Consider the following 16553-nt stretch of genomic DNA (forward strand, 5'->3'; position numbering starts at 1 on the left):
GGGGGCGTTTTTTGTTTTAATACTCACATATCATGATGGGAATTATGTTTTTGACGCGTATGGTTACGATTTTTCACTTTTTTTGATCCGCTCAGGGGCTCTGGCTGGCCGGACTGTTTTGGCTGATTTCTTCTCATATCCTTACTATCGTTCTTGTTCATTTTCTTCATCCCTCCTATTGTTAGGATGCAATGTCACGGCGTTTTTATGCTGAATATTTTCTGTTCAAGCTGTGCAATTTAACGATAAAGAAAATGAAAGGGGAGTGAAAAAGCGATGCAACAATATCCATACAACAAAGATAAGCAGCAAGCTTTCCAAGCAGCCCAGCAAGGGTATGAGGAAGCACAGGGGCTTTTTAATGTTATTATCAGTGATAGTGATAGCTATGGCCATCAGTTGAAGCATTTAAAGAATGAAGTAAATGAAGCCTATCAACAAATAGAAAACGCCTTAGAAGTTGCCTCTGAACACCAGAGAGCTCAACTAGAGCGGTTTCAACAAGATTTAAACAGTATTGTTTCTGAAGTAAATTTACCTGAGTAAATAAAATAAAGCAGGGGGGATACCTCCTGCTTTTACTGATTCTTCTTGCGTTTTTTATTGTTCTTTTTTTCCTTTATTGTTAACGGTTCATTGGCCATTTCCTCGTTAAAGCCTGCGCCTTGCCCTTGACCTTTCGCAGCATTTGCCCCTGGGATTACATGATTTGACTTCCGCCTTTGCATACCAATCACCTCCTACTAGTGATAATATTTCCTTTAAAACTAAATTAATGACAAAAAAAAGTTTTTTTGCGATAATTAATGAGAAACCAATTCTAATCTTAGTGGTTGAAAGGATATACGCCCTGATTGATTATCTAAATATTTCGAAGATTTAGTATCAAATTACATAAGAAAAACTTATCAATCACAATAACTTTCTTGTTATTTACTTATGTTAAAGGTTGTATTAAGATTAGAATTGTGAGAAAAGTAGGAATGGATATGAATATTCAGACTTTTCGACTTTTCGTTTATTTTGATTTATTATGACGAATGAGGGGGTTTTTACATGGTGAGAAATGATGTTTTTAACGCACGGTCTTCTTTTGAAGCAAATGGTAAACGCTACCACTATTACCGTTTAAGTGCACTTGAAGAGGCTGGTATTGGCAAAGTTTCTAAATTGCCATATTCTGTAAAAGTATTACTTGAATCTGTTCTTCGCCAATATGATGGGCGTGTAATCGCAAAAGAGCATGTTGAAAATTTAGCAAAATGGGGTACGGCTGAGCTTAAAGAGGTGGACGTTCCTTTTAAGCCATCTCGGGTTATCTTACAAGACTTCACAGGTGTACCAGCTGTCGTTGACCTTGCATCTTTAAGAAAAGCAATGGCTGACCTTGGTGGGGACCCAGATAAAATCAATCCAGAGAAAACAGTCGACCTTGTTATTGACCACTCTGTACAGGTTGACGCTTATGGTTCAAATGATTCTTTACGCGTAAACATGGATTTAGAATTTGAACGGAATGCTGAGCGTTATCAGTTCCTAAGCTGGGCTCAGAAATCCTTTAATAATTATCGTGCTGTTCCGCCGGCAACAGGAATCGTTCACCAAGTTAACCTTGAATACTTGGCAGATGTTGTCCACGTATCTGAGAACGCTGATGGTGAATTAGAAGCTTATCCTGATACACTAGTAGGTACTGACTCTCATACAACGATGATCAATGGTCTTGGTGTACTTGGATGGGGCGTTGGCGGTATCGAAGCGGAAGCTGGAATGCTAGGTCAGCCTTCATACTTCCCAGTACCTGAAGTAGTCGGTGTTAAATTAGTTGGTGAAATGCCAAACGGCGCAACTGCTACAGATCTTGCGTTAAAAGTAACTCAAGTTCTTCGCAGCCATGGCGTAGTTGGTAAATTCGTTGAGTTCTTCGGACCTGGCGTATCTGTTCTTCCATTAGCAGATCGTGCAACGATTGCAAACATGGCTCCTGAATATGGCGCTACTTGCGGTTTCTTCCCGATTGATGACGAATCACTTGCTTATATGCGTTTAACTGGCCGTGAAGAAGACGATATCAATGTAGTAGAACAATACTGCAAAGCAAACGGTTTATTCTTCGATCCAGCATTAGAGCCAGTTTATACAGACGTAGTAGAAATTGATCTATCTGGAATTGAAGCTAACCTTTCTGGTCCTAAGCGTCCACAGGATTTACTTCCACTTTCAAAAATGAAAGAAGAGTTTGTTAAAGCTGTTTCTGCTCCACAAGGAAACCAAGGCTTTGGTTTGCAAGCAGACGAGTTAGAAAAATCTGCAGTAATTAAATTTACTAACGGCGAGGAAGCAACGATCAAAACCGGTGCTGTTGCCATTGCTTCGATAACAAGCTGTACAAACACTTCCAACCCATATGTTTTAGTAGGTGCTGGATTGGTTGCTAAAAAAGCAGTTGAATTAGGAATGGAAGTTCCCAAATTCGTAAAAACTTCTTTAGCACCGGGTTCTAAAGTAGTAACTGGATATCTTCGCGATTCAGGCTTACTCCCATACCTAGAAGACATCGGTTTCAACCTTGTTGGTTATGGCTGTACAACTTGTATCGGTAACTCTGGTCCATTAAAAGAAGAAATCGAAAAAACAATCGCAGAAAACGACCTATTAGTTACATCTGTACTATCAGGTAACCGTAACTTTGAGGGACGGATCCATCCGCTTGTTAAAGCAAACTATCTTGCTTCACCACCACTTGTTGTGGCTTATGCTCTTGCTGGAACGGTTAATATCGATTTTGCATCTGAGCCGCTTGGTAAAGATAAAGACGGCAATGATGTATTCTTCAAGGATATTTGGCCAACAACTGCAGAAGTAAATGATGTGGTTAAGCGCACTGTTACACCTGAACTATTCCGCAGAGAATATGCAAATGTTTTTGGCGATAATGAGCGTTGGAACGAAATCAAAACAAGCAATGAGCCTTTATATACATTTGATGAGGATTCTACTTATATTGCAAATCCACCATTCTTTGAAGGTTTATCACCAGAACCTGGTGAAGTTGAGCCGTTAACAGGTCTGCGCGTTGTAGCTAAGTTTGGGGATTCTGTTACAACTGACCATATTTCACCTGCAGGAGCGATTGGTAAGAATACTCCAGCTGGAAAATATCTGCTTGAAAAAGGCGTTCAACCGCGTGACTTTAACTCTTACGGTTCGCGCCGCGGTAACCACGAAGTTATGATGCGTGGAACGTTTGCAAACATTCGTATTCGCAACCAAATTGCACCAGGTACAGAAGGTGGAGTAACTACTTACTGGCCAACGGGCGAAGTGACACCAATCTATGATGCTTGTATGAAGTACAAAGAAAACGGCACTGGCTTAATCGTTCTAGCTGGTAAAGATTACGGAATGGGTTCTTCACGTGACTGGGCTGCGAAAGGTACAAACCTTTTAGGCATTAAAACAGTCCTAGCTGAAAGCTTCGAGCGTATTCACCGTTCAAATCTTGTGTTAATGGGCGTACTTCCACTTCAATTTAAAGATGGTGAAAGTGCTGAAACACTTGGCTTAACTGGTAAAGAAACAATCGATGTACTTGTTGACGAAAACGTTAAAGCTCGTGACTTGCTAAAAGTTACGGCAACTGACGAAGCAGGCAATAAGAAAGAATTTGAAGTACTCGTTCGCTTCGATTCAGAAGTTGAAATTGACTACTACCGTCATGGCGGTATCCTGCCAATGGTACTTCGTGAAAAATTAAAAGCTTAATTTCTAAAAAATAAAACACCATGTCAATTTATTGACTTGGTGTTTTTTTTAGAAGTATTGACAATTTTGTTATCCTTCAAATAAAATAACAGTAACAAACAAAAAGGAATGGTACAGAGGGATGAAGTTATAATCTTATTTTTAGCACATTATTTCGAATAAACGAAAAATGTTGAACCTGATGATAAGATTAGTCTGCCCTTTTTTATCTCCTAATCGTAAATACGATTAAAACAAGTTAGATTTGCCTTTTTATAGGTTTATTTGACTTATTTAGGACTTAAAACTTTAATGCAGATATCCTCTTCAGGTTCTTACGAAGGGGATTTTTTTATGACCAAAAATAATTTAATGATGATAAAAGTTATTGGAATAACAAAAAGCTTTAATTTAAGAAAAGTACTAGATAATATCCAATTTGAAATTAAAAATGGAGAAAGGATTGGTCTTGTCGGTTATAATGGCACAGGCAAAACAACCTTAGCCAATATCCTTGCAGGCAAACTGATGCCTGATTCTGGAAACATTGAAAAACCAAAGGATTTGAAAATAGGCTATCTTACACAATCCATAGATTACACGGTAAGTAATTTTCAAGAAACTTTTACTAGTAATGAAAACAGTGAAATATTCCATCATGCAAGTGAGTTAGGATTAAATAAGACCTATAGTTGGGAGGAGAAACGGATTGAACATTTGAGCGGAGGAGAAAAGCTAAAACTAGCTCTATCAATGGTATGGGCGACAAATCCTGGGTTCCTAATCCTGGATGAACCGACAAATCACCTAGACTTTTACGGGATCGATTGGCTGATTACAGAATTAGAAAAATTTCAAGGCCCTGTTTTAATAATTTCTCATGATCGTCGTTTCTTGGATAAGACGGTCAATCGGGTATTTGAGATAGAAAATGCTAAGATCAATTTATACAATGGGAATTATAGTGACTATCAAAAGGAAAAACAGCTGCGTGTGCAAACTCAGCTTCACCACTATACGGTACAGCAGCGTCAGATAGAAACGATTGAAATGCAAATGGAGCAATTAACGTCCTGGTCTGAAAAGGCTCACCGAAGTTCAACGAAGCAAGAGAGAGATCATGGTCCTAAAGAATACCATCGGGCAAAGGCTAAAAAACGAGACCAGCAGGTGAAATCAAAAATGAAACGCCTGCAAAACGAGTTGGAGAGAAATAAGATTGAAAAACCGAAAGAAGAAGCAAAAGTTCAGTTTCAATTCGATAGTCAAGGAAAAAGAGGTAAACGGATAATTGAGGCTAAAAACCTTTCAAAATGCTTCTATGAAAGAACGCTTTTTCACAACTCCCACTTTTACATTAATCACGGGGAGCGAATGGGCTTGCTTGGCGAAAACGGCTGTGGCAAAACGACTCTAATTAAGATGATTCTGGGCGAAAAGTCTGTTTCAAGTGGAGAGCTGTGGAAGAGTGATTCCTTAAGGATCGCCTACCTAAGTCAGGATGTCGCGGATTTACCTGCTGAAAAAAATGCACTCGAAGCATTAGGGTTTACAGATAGAGAAAAAATTCTCCAGGCACGAACACTATTTGCTAATTTAGGATTAAAGGAACCACTGATTACAAAGCCGATTGCGACACTAAGTCTAGGTGAACGAACTAGAGTAAAACTCGTCGATATTTTAATGAAAGAATACGATGTTCTTATCCTGGATGAACCGACAAATCACCTTGATTTACCAAGCAGGGAACAACTAGAAAAAACGCTGAACGAGTTCTCTGGAACGATTATAACTGTCTCACATGATTTTTACTTTCTAAATAAACTTTGTGAGCAGTTACTCATTTTTGAAAATCAGCAAATAAAGCGTGTAGAAATGAAGCCTGAGGAGTATTTTGAAAGAAAAACTAATCCACAGCAGGCTAATGATGATAAAGAAAGTTTGATGGTTATTGAAAATAGAATAGCAAATATTCTTGGAGAATTATCGTTAATAGATCAAAAACACCCTAAATATAATCAGCTAGATCTTGAGTTTAAGGAGTTATTGGCTGAAAAAAGAAAATACAACTGATACAACAAGGAGAACATATAGTTGCTCCTCATTTTAGCTCCTTCTGAAGGGGCTATTATTATTCTATCAACGAAACGAATTAATAAGCAACTTATGCACTGACCGAACAAAACGGAAATGTATTGCATAAACCATTAATATTGTTAAAATAACAATGGTAGAAGGTTTATTAAAATGAAATGCTTCCTTTGAAGCTTATACATACAGAAGAGGAGATGTTCATTCGTGTCAGAGTCATTATTGCAATCTGTTTATTTTGAAAATGGAGTATTAAAAATACTCGATCAAACAAAAATACCAACAATTACAGAATTTCTTGATATAACTAAAATAGAAGATGCCTGGGATGCTATCAAGCAATTGAAGGTACGCGGTGCACCTGCAATTGGCATCGCTGCTGCTTATGGTTTACTGCTTGGGATAAAGACTGCACCTGAAACCTCATTTGAAGAATTCTACTCAGCATTTAAAGCCCATTCTGATTATTTAGCCACTTCACGACCTACTGCAGTTAATTTATTTTGGGCACTAAAAAGAATGAATGACCGTGTACTAAAAGATAAGAATTTACCTGTTTCAAAAATTAAAGAAGCTTTAATAGAGGAAGCTCACTTGATCCGAACCGAAGATGAGGAAGTATGCCGAACAATCGGAGAACATGCCTTAACACTGCTAAGTGATGGAATGGGTATCCTTACACACTGTAATGCAGGTGGAATTGCAACGGCAAGGTATGGTACAGCACTTGCACCGCTGTATTTAGCGAAAGAAAAGGGTTGGGACATTAAAGTGTTTGCCGACGAAACTCGACCGCTTCTGCAGGGTGCTCGATTAACGGCTTGGGAATTAATGCAAGCTGGAATTGATGTCACGCTAATCACGGACAGTATGGCAGCAATGGTCATGCAAAAAGGCAAGGTACAAGCCGTAATCGTCGGCTGTGACCGTGTTGCTGCTAACGGGGATGTAGCGAATAAAATTGGTACGTATGGTGTAGCATTATTAGCTAAAGCTCATAACATCCCATTTTATGTTGCAGCGCCAATGTCAACGATTGATTTGGAAACAAAGACTGGGGCAGATATCCCTATTGAAGAAAGAGATGCGACAGAAATTACTGAAGGCTTTGGAAAAAGAACGGCACCAGAAGGAGTAAAAGTCTTTAATCCCGCATTTGATGTAACACCACATCATCTGGTTACTGCGATTATTACAGAAAAGGGCATCCTAACAAATAACTTTCAAGAGGAGCTTCCAAAACTTTTTATATGATATAGAAGCGAAAGCAGGGTAGCTATGATTATCGAGATAAAATATAAAAAACAAATCTGTGAAATTGGCAAGAGAGTATATGAAAAAGGATTCGTTGCCGCCAATGATGGTAATATTTCGGTTCGTATCGATGAAAACGAATTTCTTATCACGCCTACAGGTGTCAGCAAAGGCTCTATGACCACAGATATGATTATTAAGGTGGATGGCGATGGCAATGTACTGGAGGGGGAATATAAGCCTACCTCCGAAATGAAAATGCATCTCCTGGTCTACAAGGAACGTCCGGATATACATGCAATTGTCCATGTTCATCCGCCATATGCTACCGCCTTTGCGATTGCAGGAATCCCTTTGGATCAAGCAATCATGCCAGAATCCGTTGTTTATTTAGGTACGATACCAGTGGCGGATTATGGGACGCCATCGACAGAAGAAGTACCTAATGCTGTGAAAAAGCATGTCCATAACCATCAAGGTGTATTGCTGGAAAATCACGGAGCATTAACTTGGGGCAAGGATATAGACCATGCTTATTATTTGATGGAATCCTTAGAGTTTAATGCTAAGATAAATTTTTTAGCCAAACAACTGAACGGTGATCGGGAGTTATCTAAACAGAATGTGGCTAGGCTGTTAGAATTGAAGAAGAAGATGGAGATCATGGGCGAGTCACCTTTGGGTGTAGATGTACCCGATGGAACACATGCTATGAAAAGAGAAATGGCCACATCACTATCTGAAAAAGATATTGACACCATTGTTGAGCGAGTGACGAAAAGTATTTTAGATGCTTTTAATAGTTAATTTGGCATGATTCTATTCGTGTGTTCTTCATTTTGTCACATATTTGGCATAGACAAATTTTATTTCAACTTACTTTATAGTGTAAAATCGATGTAGCACATATTGTTGAAGGGGGTTTAAGGGCATGGTAAAAAAAATGATTGCAGCAGTCGTATTAATAACCCTACTTGCGGTTGCAATTGTTCAGGCAGTTGATAAGAAGGCAGAGCCCGAGAACGTTAACGTTAGTCAAGAAACTGCGAATATGGGTTTAAGAACTGGTGCCAAAGCACCTGATTTTGAACTTAAAACTTTAACAGGTGAAACGGTGAAGCTATCTGAATTAAAAGGGAAAAAGGTAATGTTAAACTTCTGGGCAACCTGGTGCCCGCCTTGTAAAGCAGAAATGCCTGCTATGGAGAAATTCCATAAAGAGGTGGGAGAAGATATCGTTATTTTGGCTATAAACATTGATCCACATCTAGATGTTAAAGCGTTTATTGATGAAAATGACATCACTTTTTCCATTCCTTTAGATGAAGACGATAAAGTAAACGAAGTCTACCAAATAATATCAATTCCAACGACTTACTTCATAGATACAAAAGGAAACATTGGTAACAAATATATCGGAGCAATGAATTATGAAACGATGAAGCAATATACAAATGAATTGGAGTAAGAGAAAAGACATTGGTTTTTAAGCCAATGTCTTTTCAATTGGAATAATTAAAAATTTGATTTTCGATAATTTTCAAAAAGTTGTAATAATTGCAACCGTTTTCGGACATAATACCTGTTAAGATAGTAAATAAGGAAGGTGATAATAATGAGAAAACCTAGAAAACGTTCCTTTGCAGAGCTTGTTTCTGAAAATAAAAGTCAACTTTTGAAAGATAGTGCTGCAATGGAAAAAATTGAGATACGCTTAGAAGAAAAGCGACTTGGTAAAGCCGAGTAGTTCACATAGATTTCCAATCATGTTCTCTCCTATTATGGACAAAATGTTATAGAGGAGGGATTAAACATGGGCAATCCAAAAAAACACAGTCAAGCATTCAGACCGAGCCATATCGGAACTCAGCCACACAGTAGTGGCGGTAACAAAGGGAAACAAATGCAGGATACATCTGGTAAGCATGCACAAGTAATGCAAACAAAAGGCGAATGATATTGAAATGGCAAAGACTCGTTTAGCACAAAAGCTAGCGGGTCTTTTTTGTTAAGAAATTGAACAACTTTTTCTCTGGACAAGGCGCTTTTAGCTTTTTTATTTTTTCCTGTGATAATTTTCTTCCAAAGTTACAAACTATATCTGTACCAGAACGACTATTAGGAGGAAAAGCAAATGACTTATAACAACAAGCCAAAACCAGATGATCGCAGTGATAATGTAGAAAAACTCCAATCGATGATTCACGATACTATCGAAAACATTGAAGCGGCTGAGGATTCACTTCAATTTACCGATAGTGCAACACAGCGTGAACAGATTGAAGCGAAAAATGAAAGACGTCGTGAAAGTATTGAAAATTTCCGCTCAGAAATTAAGGATGAAAACTCACAGAAGTAACAAGAAGACCAATAGTTTTTCATACACCATATGACCTGTCAGTAAAAAGCTGACAGGTTCTTTTTTATTAAGTCTCTCCCATTTAGTGTGCACGATCATGTTGTGGTAAGATTAAAGGGAAATTTTAAGATAAAGAAGTGATAATGTGATACAACGGAATAATCAGCCTATAAACTCTATCGAAAAAATAGAACAATGGGAAGAAGAGCTGAGTGAATATGGGTTTATTAAGAATGAAAACCTATTACTTAAGGCGATCAGCCACGAATCAAACCCTGAAAATTTATCAAGATTGTTAACGGTGGCAGCACTTTCGCGACTGGAGCGAAATAAACAGGATTCATTAGCAATTGCTTGGCTGGAGAAGGCATTGGACATATATCCAAACAATAATAAAGCGAAGGCCTACTTCGTTGAATTTGACTGGAAAAAGAAAAAAGACATATTTGATATCCTCACATTCCCAGCAATAAGGGAAACGGATAATCGAACAGCTAAGAAAAAGGTTGCCGAACAATACATAAGTATTTGCCGAGGCTTTTTGTCGGACGCAGATGAACATATAGAGGATTTACAAGAGATGTTTGACCTGGCTGCCACTTTAAATAATCGTTCGCTAATTAATCGTTACAAAAAACTCATCGATCATCTTTCTGCAGCAGTCGATGTTACAGTCAACTTATTAAAGTCGACAGAAGAGTATCAAGAATCCATAGTAGGTGTTTTTCATACAGCTACCTTTTATGATGAGTTAAAAATTCAATTATCGAAACTCGAAGAAATGAAACAGCAATGGTATTTACAATTTATCGAAGAAGCAGCGGAAAAGAATGAACATACTTCAGAAAAGGCACTAGACCAATTAAATGAAATGATTGGAATGGATGTTGTTAAAAAGCGAGTAAATGATTATTATCGATTTTTAAAATATCAAAAGCATCGCAAACAACTGGGATTACAAATAAAGGACTCCCTTAGCCTAAATATGGTGCTGACAGGAAATCCAGGTACGGGTAAAACAACGATTGCCCGCTTACTAGCTAAAATCTATCATGAGCTTGAAGTCCTGCCGCGTGCTGAAGTTATTGAGACAGACCGCTCCCAGCTTGTCGGTGCCTATGTAGGTCAAACAGAGGAGAATGTCCGTCAGATAGTCGAGCGTGCTATTGGTGGGGTGTTATTTATCGATGAGGCCTACAGTTTAAAGCGTGAAGGACAAACAGGGAATGATTATGGACAAACGGCCATTGACACACTAGTTTCGCTTATGACGGGAAGTGAATACGGCGGTAAATTTGCGGTTATTCTGGCTGGGTATCCTGAAGAAATGCGGACATTTTTAGATGCAAATCCAGGCTTACGGAGTCGTTTCCCACAATCAAATCTCATCCATTTACCGAATTATACAAACAAAGAATTAATTTTAATTACTGAAAAAATCGCTGCCGAAAATGATTACCTCCTTACAGAAGATGCAAAACAGGAAGTGGATTATCGAATTGATATGGAGCGCGTGGATGACACGTTTGGAAATGCTAGAACCGTTCGGAACATTGTTTTAGAAGCAATTTTTAAAAAAGGATCGGAAAAGGCCGGCCAAAATAAGCATATTCTTGATTATACGATATTAGATAAGGAAGACTTTGGTGTTGAGAAAACGGCAAGCTTTGAAACTCCATATGAGCATTTAGAGCGATTAATTGGTTTAAGTGCGTTAAAAGACGAGTTGCGAACACTTGTTTCATTCGTGAAAATGCAGCAATTTAGAAGGAAAAAGGGTTTGCCAACCGTTCCAATTCAACTACATTCGGTATTTACAGGGAACCCTGGTACCGGAAAAACCACGGTTGCTAAAATCTACGCGGAACTATTAAAGGAATGTGGCATCTTAAAACGCGGTCATCTCATCATTGCAAGCAGGGCTGACTTTGTAGCAGGCTATGTTGGACAAACCGCTGGAAAAACAAAGAAAAAAATACGAGAAGCTCTTGGTGGAGTCTTGTTTATCGATGAAGCATATTCACTACTTAGCCAAACGACTGGTGACTACGGAAAAGAAGTGGTCGATACCCTAGTGGATGAAATGACGAAGCATAATGAAAACTTGGTCATCGTCCTTGCTGGCTATCCTAATGAGATGAACCAATTGCTTGAGAGTAATCCAGGACTTCGCTCAAGATTTAAGAAGTTTTTCTTGTTCCCTGATTATTCTGCAGAAGAGTTAGTAGCTATTATTGAAACATATGCGGAGCGTTTTCAATACAAACTGACGGAAGAGGCAAGAAGTTTTGTTAGTGAGAACATCGAGATAGAAGATTTTAAAGGAAATGGGCGATTTGCTACTAATTTAGTGGATGAAATGATCCAGGCTCAGGCGATGAGATTAATTGGTGTGGAGCTTGAAGAAGTATTACTTGAAAAAGCAACCTCCCTTGAAGTGGAAGATGCAGAGATAGCACTTAATAAAATGAGATAGTAGCAATAATTGGGAGTGAAAGGGATGGATGATGTGGACAACGTATTTATTTCAACAAGAAATTCAGCTTTATTACAGACACCGATATGATGGGTGTCATTTACCATGCGAATTATTTAAAGTTTTTGAGCTTGGCAGAACAGGATTAATTGAAGATTTAGGCTACAGTTATCTTGAAATGGAAAACTCGGGGTATTACGCTCCAGTATACGATATTCAAATAACCTATAAAAAACCATTGCGCTATGGTGATAAGGCGTATGTTAAAACCTGGGTGGACAAAAATGATGGGATTAAGACAATATATGGTTATTCCATTTAATGGAGAGGACGAGTATGTGCCGGGAAACTCAACACATATTATTGTCAAAAAAGATAATTTTAGACCAACATCCTTTAAGAAGACATTCCCGGAATGGTTCTTGAAGTATGAGGAAATAAAGAAAAAGTAATTTAAGCTGGGAGGATGACTCGATGGCATTTGGAATCAAGAGGCAAGAGTTAAAAGAATGGAAGAGAAAAATTGACAGCGGTGAAATTGCTTTCACTTACGCATTATTGGCTTGATGAGCGCTTTCCAGGCTATAAAACAGTAACAAAGGTTGGGTGTCAGGATCTAAATTTGCTGGCTAAATGGGGAGAAAAGCATGGCTTAAAAAAGGAATGGATTCATCACCGACCTGATGGATATTCGCATTTCGACTTAATTGGCGCCAGACAAAAGGAGATTTTACATAAAGAAGAATTATTTAATCATATATGGGTTGAATAAAACAAAGGAGAGGTTAAATCGTGCTGAAAATAGGGATGATTGGTTTAGGGGATATTGCTCAAAAAGCTTATTTTACCCGTAATCGGTGCTCTAGATAAGGTTGGTACTATTTACAAGGAATCAGGACAAGCTGAATGAAATCAGCAGCAAATACCGGTTCCCACACATACATGATAGCCTTACATCTTTAATTGAAAGCGGAATTAAAGGGGCATTTGTCCATTCTGCTACTGATTCACATGAGGAAATTGTAGAGAGTTATTACTGAATAACATCCATGTTTACGTTGACAAACCGATTACCTATTATTATGAAACTGCAAAGAATCTGGTGGAGTTAGCGAAACCAGAACTTAATTCTCATGACTGGTTTTAATAGAAGATTTGCCCCTAACTATAAGTCAATGAAACAGGTTTCTGATATCAATATGGTTATTTTACAAAAAAATCGTATTTCTCTTCCGAGTGATGCCCGGACCTTTGTCTACGATGACTTTATTCATTGTTTGGATACTGTTCGGTTTCTTATCCAGGATGAGATTGAAGATATTTTGGTTGCAGGGAGAAAGAAGGATGGACTGCTCTATCATGTGACTGTTCAATTGCTTACCAAGGATTTAACTGTCATTGCAATTATGAATCGGGATAGCGGGATCGTTGAAGAACGCCTTGAGGTCATGGGACCTAAAGAAAAAGAGTAGTAACGGATTTATCTGAGATGACTATTTATAAAGAAGGGAAAGAAACAAAGCATTCCTTTAACAACTGGGACTCGACATTATATAAGCGAGGATTTGAACATATTATCGCTGAATTTATCGAGGCGGTTCGGACAAATAAATCTCCATCCCTCACTGCAAATGATGCATTAAAAACACACGAACTTTGTGAAGAAGTAGTCAAACGTTTAGAATGTCTTAAAGATAAACACACCTGAAAACGATCTATTCAGGTGTGTTTTTTCTATAACCATTGGCTGTGTTATTGGACATTGTTAATTTTGGTGTACCATCAGGAAAGTGCCAATTTATAACGCTAATCCCTATGATTCAATACTTTCTTAATGAGCTTTGTATTTATTTGTCAACGTAAAATGGCTTCTAGTTTTGGATACTCAATTGCTTTATCTATAGTAAATATTTTGAGTTAGACATGAGTATTTCAATCTTTTTTCAGACTCTTTTGATATTATTAAAGTAAACAGGACTGTAAATGAAGAAGGTGTGTACTTAATGAATATCTTATTTGCAGAAGATGATGAGGGTTTAGGAAAGTTGATTTTCCATTTACTGAAGAAAGAATTTCACAGAGTGGATTGGGTAAAGGACGGTCAAAGTGCCTATGAATACGCCATGTTGACTAATTATGATGTGATAATTCTTGATTGGATGATGCCTCAACTATGTGGAATGGAAGCATGCAAAAATATTAGAAAAAAAGGCTATAAAGGCGGAATTATATTTCTTACAGCCAAGGATTCTTTGGAGGATGTTGCCGGGATTAGACTCAGGTGCGGATGATTATCTTATCAAGCCTTTTAAGTTTGAGGAACTTGCAGCTAGGCTTCGGGCACTGTCGCGAAGGACTGAGAAACCTTTTGAAGAAATGCTTTCAATGGATGATTTGCATTTGCATCTAAATACACATGTTGTAAAACGTAATGGACAGGTAATTGAACTATCAAGGAAGGAATATGAGTTATTGGAATTAATGCTCCGTAACAAGCACCAAGTTCTAACTAGAGAAATTATTATTGAAAGAATTTGGGGTTTGAAGTGGATATAACAGAAAATGCTCTCGATGCTTTGGTTAAGCTGGTTCGGAAAAAAGTGGACTAGCCCGGCAAGCCCTCTATTATCAAGAATATTAGAGGCGTTGGCTATAAATTGAGGGAAACCAATGGAATTTAAACCAGTTAAATCAAAACTTAACCAGATTTATACAGGTTCGCTGCTATTTATTTTAATGATTTTTATCACGGTGTTATATATTTTTATTTCTGGAGCGATAAAAAATCAGGAAATCGAACAATTAAACCGTTTTTACGAAAAGGAAAAACATAAGAATTTGCAGAAGAGATATATAAAGACAAGCATGAGCGAGCAGAAGAAGAATATGAAGATGATCATAAATATGAACATGTGGAATATAAACCGGAAAGGGATATGTTCTACTATGTAATTGATAGCAGTCTTAATATGGTAGAGGGAGAGGAGACAGTAAGTGGTTTAGCGCAGTATATCTGGGAAAAACCTCCATTCTCAATCTTCGAAATATATTGAAGAAGTAGAATGGAAGAAGACATCTGCTTTTAATAAATTATTCCCTCCGAAGATGATGAAATTTCCGGAACCGTCATCATCGGTATGGATATAACAGATGAAAAGCATTTAATTCAAAATATTATATTGATTCTCCTGCTACTAACTCTTTTGTTCAGTTTACTATTTGCCGTGGCAGGCAACTTTTTTGCAGGACAGGCAATGAAACCCATCCAGAAAGCCTTCCAAACCCAACGAAAATTTGTCTCAGATGCTTCACATGAACTTAGAACCCCTTGAGCATCTTTTATAGCTCTATAGATGTACTTGCCAGGGAGGAACAGGAGTATTTAAGCCCATTTGGGAGGCAGATTTTAGAGGATGTCAAAAATGAATCTGAAATGATGAATAAACTGCTCAATGATTTATTGTTTTTGGCAAGAAATGATCGGGGTATTGTTGAATTGATTTAGAAGAACTGGATCTTTCCTCTCTTCTTCATTCTTTGTTAAATAGATTTAAAAGGATTGTTCCACCCCATTTGTCTCTTGATGATAAGATTCAAAAAGGCGTCGTTATGAAGGGAGACAAGGTCAGAATCCAGCAGCTAGTATATATATTATTAGACAATGCTGTTCGGTATACAAAGGAAGGTTCTATTACATGTTCATTAACATTACAAGGAAAGGAAATAGTGATAGGTATAAAAGACACCGGACCTGGTATTCCTCAGGATGATATAAGCCATATTTTCGACCGTTTTTATCGAGGGGATTTATCGAGAAAAAGATGGTTCAGGTCTTGGTCTGTCCATTGCGAAAACCATCATAGATGCCCATGGAGGGAAAATTGAAGTGAAAAGCGAGATGGGGAGAGGAACTGAATTTTTTATTAGCTTTAATAAAAAATAAAAACGCCGGTATTTTTTACGGCGTTTTTTCACCACTCCTTTTTTGCTATTCTTTGATTCACTGCGGCTCTCTAGATACCGAAAAAGCCATTAGGATCATAACCAAAATGATCCCTCCACCATATACGGAGGCAGCCCATGGTTGAGCAGAATCTGTGCCAATGAGGATGCCATGGAGGATCATCAGGATCCATGCAGGTATAACGAGAAAGTGAATCCTTTTCCATAATGCACGTCCTAATGTTTTTATGAAAAAATCTGATGTGGCCAGTGTCAGCAAAAATAAATAATAGGATATTGTGCCGAGTGCTGAAAAGACCGGGTCATTTTTGGCTAAAAATGGGATAAATATTTCTCGGATTTGATAAGGAACATATTGATCCATCAAAAGTAATACAGCATGAAATACAACCGTCAGCATTCCTGTCCATCCACTTATTTTATGCATTTCCAGCAGAAGCAGCTTTTGTTTTTTTGAGACTGAATAAACGGCTCATCAAACCAGCTGCGACGGAAAATGTAAAAAGGAAATAGGCCAGAAAGCCGGATGTACGGATTAAATTCCAAGTGGAAAGCAAATCAAAGTTCATTTTTCACATCCTTGAATCTCAATTTCTCCACTTGTTTTCACAAGAATACAACTAAATTTAGGACTGATCTTTGAAGAACTGATTTTACAGTCTTCAT

21 protein-coding genes and 2 pseudogenes are annotated in these 16553 nt (G+C 37.9%); 19 read left to right on the top strand and 4 right to left on the bottom strand.

The annotated features are described in order from the left end of the window. Positions 1–23: 23 nt before the first annotated feature. Positions 24–161 (bottom strand): small acid-soluble spore protein P, encoded by a 138-nt coding sequence (locus tag NSS81_RS25965; protein WP_342431489.1) that lies wholly within the window; start codon positions 159–161, stop codon positions 24–26. A 115-nt stretch (positions 162–276) separates the two neighbouring features. On the opposite strand from NSS81_RS25965, the gene NSS81_RS25970 reads away from it, so the two are divergent. Beyond that, positions 277–546 (top strand): hypothetical protein, encoded by a 270-nt coding sequence (locus tag NSS81_RS25970; RefSeq protein WP_342431490.1) that lies wholly within the window; start codon positions 277–279, stop codon positions 544–546. A 32-nt stretch (positions 547–578) separates the two neighbouring features. Here NSS81_RS25970 and sspO read toward each other — a convergent pair whose 3' ends face one another. Then, positions 579–728, bottom strand: a complete 150-nt coding sequence (gene sspO, locus NSS81_RS25975) for a small acid-soluble spore protein O (protein ID WP_342431491.1) — start codon at positions 726–728, stop codon at positions 579–581. Positions 729–1056: 328 nt separating this feature from the next. On the opposite strand from sspO, the gene acnA reads away from it, so the two are divergent. The 18 genes and pseudogenes from acnA to NSS81_RS26065 all read left to right on the top strand — a co-directional run bounded on the left by acnA (position 1057) and on the right by NSS81_RS26065 (position 15429). Continuing rightward, positions 1057–3765 (top strand): aconitate hydratase AcnA, encoded by a 2709-nt coding sequence (acnA, locus tag NSS81_RS25980; RefSeq protein WP_342431492.1) that lies wholly within the window; start codon positions 1057–1059, stop codon positions 3763–3765. A 333-nt stretch (positions 3766–4098) separates the two neighbouring features. Next, positions 4099–5817 (top strand): ABC-F type ribosomal protection protein, encoded by a 1719-nt coding sequence (gene abc-f, locus NSS81_RS25985; RefSeq protein WP_342431493.1) that lies wholly within the window; start codon positions 4099–4101, stop codon positions 5815–5817. A gap of 225 nt (positions 5818–6042) precedes the next feature. Then, the gene (gene mtnA / locus NSS81_RS25990) at positions 6043–7089 is read left to right on the top strand and encodes an S-methyl-5-thioribose-1-phosphate isomerase (protein ID WP_342431494.1); all 1047 of its coding nucleotides are present in this window, start codon (positions 6043–6045) and stop codon (positions 7087–7089) included. Positions 7090–7113: 24 nt separating this feature from the next. Continuing rightward, positions 7114–7896: a class II aldolase/adducin family protein gene (locus NSS81_RS25995; protein ID WP_342431495.1), complete on the top strand. Its 783-nt coding sequence runs from the start codon at positions 7114–7116 to the stop codon at positions 7894–7896. A gap of 124 nt (positions 7897–8020) precedes the next feature. After that, positions 8021–8557 (top strand): TlpA disulfide reductase family protein, encoded by a 537-nt coding sequence (locus tag NSS81_RS26000; protein ID WP_342431496.1) that lies wholly within the window; start codon positions 8021–8023, stop codon positions 8555–8557. Positions 8558–8704: 147 nt separating this feature from the next. Then, positions 8705–8836 carry an FbpB family small basic protein gene (locus tag NSS81_RS26005; RefSeq protein WP_342431497.1) on the top strand — a complete coding sequence of 44 codons (132 nt, stop codon included), beginning with the start codon at positions 8705–8707 and terminating at the stop codon, positions 8834–8836. A gap of 66 nt (positions 8837–8902) precedes the next feature. Next, positions 8903–9046, top strand: coding sequence for an acid-soluble spore protein N (locus tag NSS81_RS26010; protein WP_342431498.1), 144 nt, complete (start codon positions 8903–8905; stop codon positions 9044–9046). Positions 9047–9223: 177 nt separating this feature from the next. After that, the gene (tlp, locus tag NSS81_RS26015) at positions 9224–9448 is read left to right on the top strand and encodes a small acid-soluble spore protein Tlp (protein WP_342431499.1); all 225 of its coding nucleotides are present in this window, start codon (positions 9224–9226) and stop codon (positions 9446–9448) included. Positions 9449–9593: 145 nt separating this feature from the next. Further along, positions 9594–11924 carry an AAA family ATPase gene (locus NSS81_RS26020; RefSeq protein ID WP_342431500.1) on the top strand — a complete coding sequence of 777 codons (2331 nt, stop codon included), beginning with the start codon at positions 9594–9596 and terminating at the stop codon, positions 11922–11924. Between the two features lie 31 nt (positions 11925–11955). Continuing rightward, positions 11956–12376 (top strand): annotated as a pseudogene (locus NSS81_RS26025) (thioesterase family protein). A 22-nt stretch (positions 12377–12398) separates the two neighbouring features. Then, positions 12399–12696: pseudogene (locus tag NSS81_RS26030) on the top strand (hypothetical protein). A 361-nt stretch (positions 12697–13057) separates the two neighbouring features. Continuing rightward, positions 13058–13396, top strand: a complete 339-nt coding sequence (locus tag NSS81_RS26035; protein ID WP_342431501.1) for a hypothetical protein — start codon at positions 13058–13060, stop codon at positions 13394–13396. A gap of 17 nt (positions 13397–13413) precedes the next feature. Beyond that, positions 13414–13632 (top strand): hypothetical protein, encoded by a 219-nt coding sequence (locus NSS81_RS26040; protein ID WP_342431502.1) that lies wholly within the window; start codon positions 13414–13416, stop codon positions 13630–13632. A 295-nt stretch (positions 13633–13927) separates the two neighbouring features. Continuing rightward, complete coding sequence (locus NSS81_RS26045) at positions 13928–14215, top strand: response regulator (RefSeq protein ID WP_342431503.1); 288 nt, start codon at positions 13928–13930, stop codon at positions 14213–14215. Continuing rightward, positions 14184–14480 carry a response regulator transcription factor gene (locus NSS81_RS26050; RefSeq protein ID WP_342431504.1) on the top strand — a complete coding sequence of 99 codons (297 nt, stop codon included), beginning with the start codon at positions 14184–14186 and terminating at the stop codon, positions 14478–14480. Before NSS81_RS26045 ends, NSS81_RS26050 begins: the two co-directional genes overlap by 32 nt. Before the next feature lie 114 nt (positions 14481–14594). Next, positions 14595–14876 carry a hypothetical protein gene (locus NSS81_RS26055; RefSeq protein ID WP_342431505.1) on the top strand — a complete coding sequence of 94 codons (282 nt, stop codon included), beginning with the start codon at positions 14595–14597 and terminating at the stop codon, positions 14874–14876. Positions 14877–15061: 185 nt separating this feature from the next. Beyond that, positions 15062–15256, top strand: a complete 195-nt coding sequence (locus NSS81_RS26060; protein WP_342431506.1) for a hypothetical protein — start codon at positions 15062–15064, stop codon at positions 15254–15256. After that, positions 15253–15429, top strand: coding sequence for a hypothetical protein (locus NSS81_RS26065; protein WP_342431507.1), 177 nt, complete (start codon positions 15253–15255; stop codon positions 15427–15429). The genes NSS81_RS26060 and NSS81_RS26065 overlap by 4 nt, the downstream gene beginning before the upstream one ends. A gap of 495 nt (positions 15430–15924) precedes the next feature. On the opposite strand, the gene NSS81_RS26070 is transcribed toward NSS81_RS26065, so the two are convergent. Further along, positions 15925–16314, bottom strand: a complete 390-nt coding sequence (locus tag NSS81_RS26070) for an iron reductase (protein ID WP_342431508.1) — start codon at positions 16312–16314, stop codon at positions 15925–15927. Continuing rightward, a complete protein-coding gene (locus tag NSS81_RS26075) occupies positions 16307–16456 on the bottom strand; it encodes a hypothetical protein (RefSeq protein ID WP_342431509.1) in 150 nt (49 codons plus the stop codon). Before NSS81_RS26075 ends, NSS81_RS26070 begins: the two co-directional genes overlap by 8 nt. Between the last annotated feature and the right edge of the window lie 97 nt (positions 16457–16553).

This window comes from Neobacillus sp. FSL H8-0543 (genome assembly GCF_038592905.1).
Lineage (GTDB): Bacteria > Bacillota > Bacilli > Bacillales > Cytobacillaceae > Neobacillus.

What these genes read in the sequence shown, in the direction of transcription:
- sspO (WP_342431491.1), bottom strand. Translation starts at nt 728, where the DNA reads ATGCAAAGGCGGAAGTCAAATCATGTAATCCCAGGGGCAAATGCTGCG.
- NSS81_RS26010 (WP_342431498.1), top strand. Translation starts at nt 8,903, where the DNA reads ATGGGCAATCCAAAAAAACACAGTCAAGCATTCAGACCGAGCCATATC.
- abc-f (WP_342431493.1), top strand. Translation starts at nt 4,099, where the DNA reads ATGACCAAAAATAATTTAATGATGATAAAAGTTATTGGAATAACAAAA.
- NSS81_RS25965 (WP_342431489.1), bottom strand. Translation starts at nt 161, where the DNA reads ATGAACAAGAACGATAGTAAGGATATGAGAAGAAATCAGCCAAAACAG.
- NSS81_RS26060 (WP_342431506.1), top strand. Translation starts at nt 15,062, where the DNA reads ATGGATATAACAGATGAAAAGCATTTAATTCAAAATATTATATTGATT.
- NSS81_RS26050 (WP_342431504.1), top strand. Translation starts at nt 14,184, where the DNA reads ATGTTGCCGGGATTAGACTCAGGTGCGGATGATTATCTTATCAAGCCT.
- NSS81_RS26040 (WP_342431502.1), top strand. Translation starts at nt 13,414, where the DNA reads ATGACTATTTATAAAGAAGGGAAAGAAACAAAGCATTCCTTTAACAAC.
- NSS81_RS26005 (WP_342431497.1), top strand. Translation starts at nt 8,705, where the DNA reads ATGAGAAAACCTAGAAAACGTTCCTTTGCAGAGCTTGTTTCTGAAAAT.
- NSS81_RS26075 (WP_342431509.1), bottom strand. Translation starts at nt 16,456, where the DNA reads ATGAACTTTGATTTGCTTTCCACTTGGAATTTAATCCGTACATCCGGC.
- NSS81_RS26055 (WP_342431505.1), top strand. Translation starts at nt 14,595, where the DNA reads ATGGAATTTAAACCAGTTAAATCAAAACTTAACCAGATTTATACAGGT.
- NSS81_RS25970 (WP_342431490.1), top strand. Translation starts at nt 277, where the DNA reads ATGCAACAATATCCATACAACAAAGATAAGCAGCAAGCTTTCCAAGCA.
- NSS81_RS26070 (WP_342431508.1), bottom strand. Translation starts at nt 16,314, where the DNA reads ATGCATAAAATAAGTGGATGGACAGGAATGCTGACGGTTGTATTTCAT.
- acnA (WP_342431492.1), top strand. Translation starts at nt 1,057, where the DNA reads ATGGTGAGAAATGATGTTTTTAACGCACGGTCTTCTTTTGAAGCAAAT.
- tlp (WP_342431499.1), top strand. Translation starts at nt 9,224, where the DNA reads ATGACTTATAACAACAAGCCAAAACCAGATGATCGCAGTGATAATGTA.
- NSS81_RS26045 (WP_342431503.1), top strand. Translation starts at nt 13,928, where the DNA reads ATGAATATCTTATTTGCAGAAGATGATGAGGGTTTAGGAAAGTTGATT.
- NSS81_RS26035 (WP_342431501.1), top strand. Translation starts at nt 13,058, where the DNA reads ATGACTGGTTTTAATAGAAGATTTGCCCCTAACTATAAGTCAATGAAA.
- NSS81_RS26000 (WP_342431496.1), top strand. Translation starts at nt 8,021, where the DNA reads ATGGTAAAAAAAATGATTGCAGCAGTCGTATTAATAACCCTACTTGCG.
- NSS81_RS25995 (WP_342431495.1), top strand. Translation starts at nt 7,114, where the DNA reads ATGATTATCGAGATAAAATATAAAAAACAAATCTGTGAAATTGGCAAG.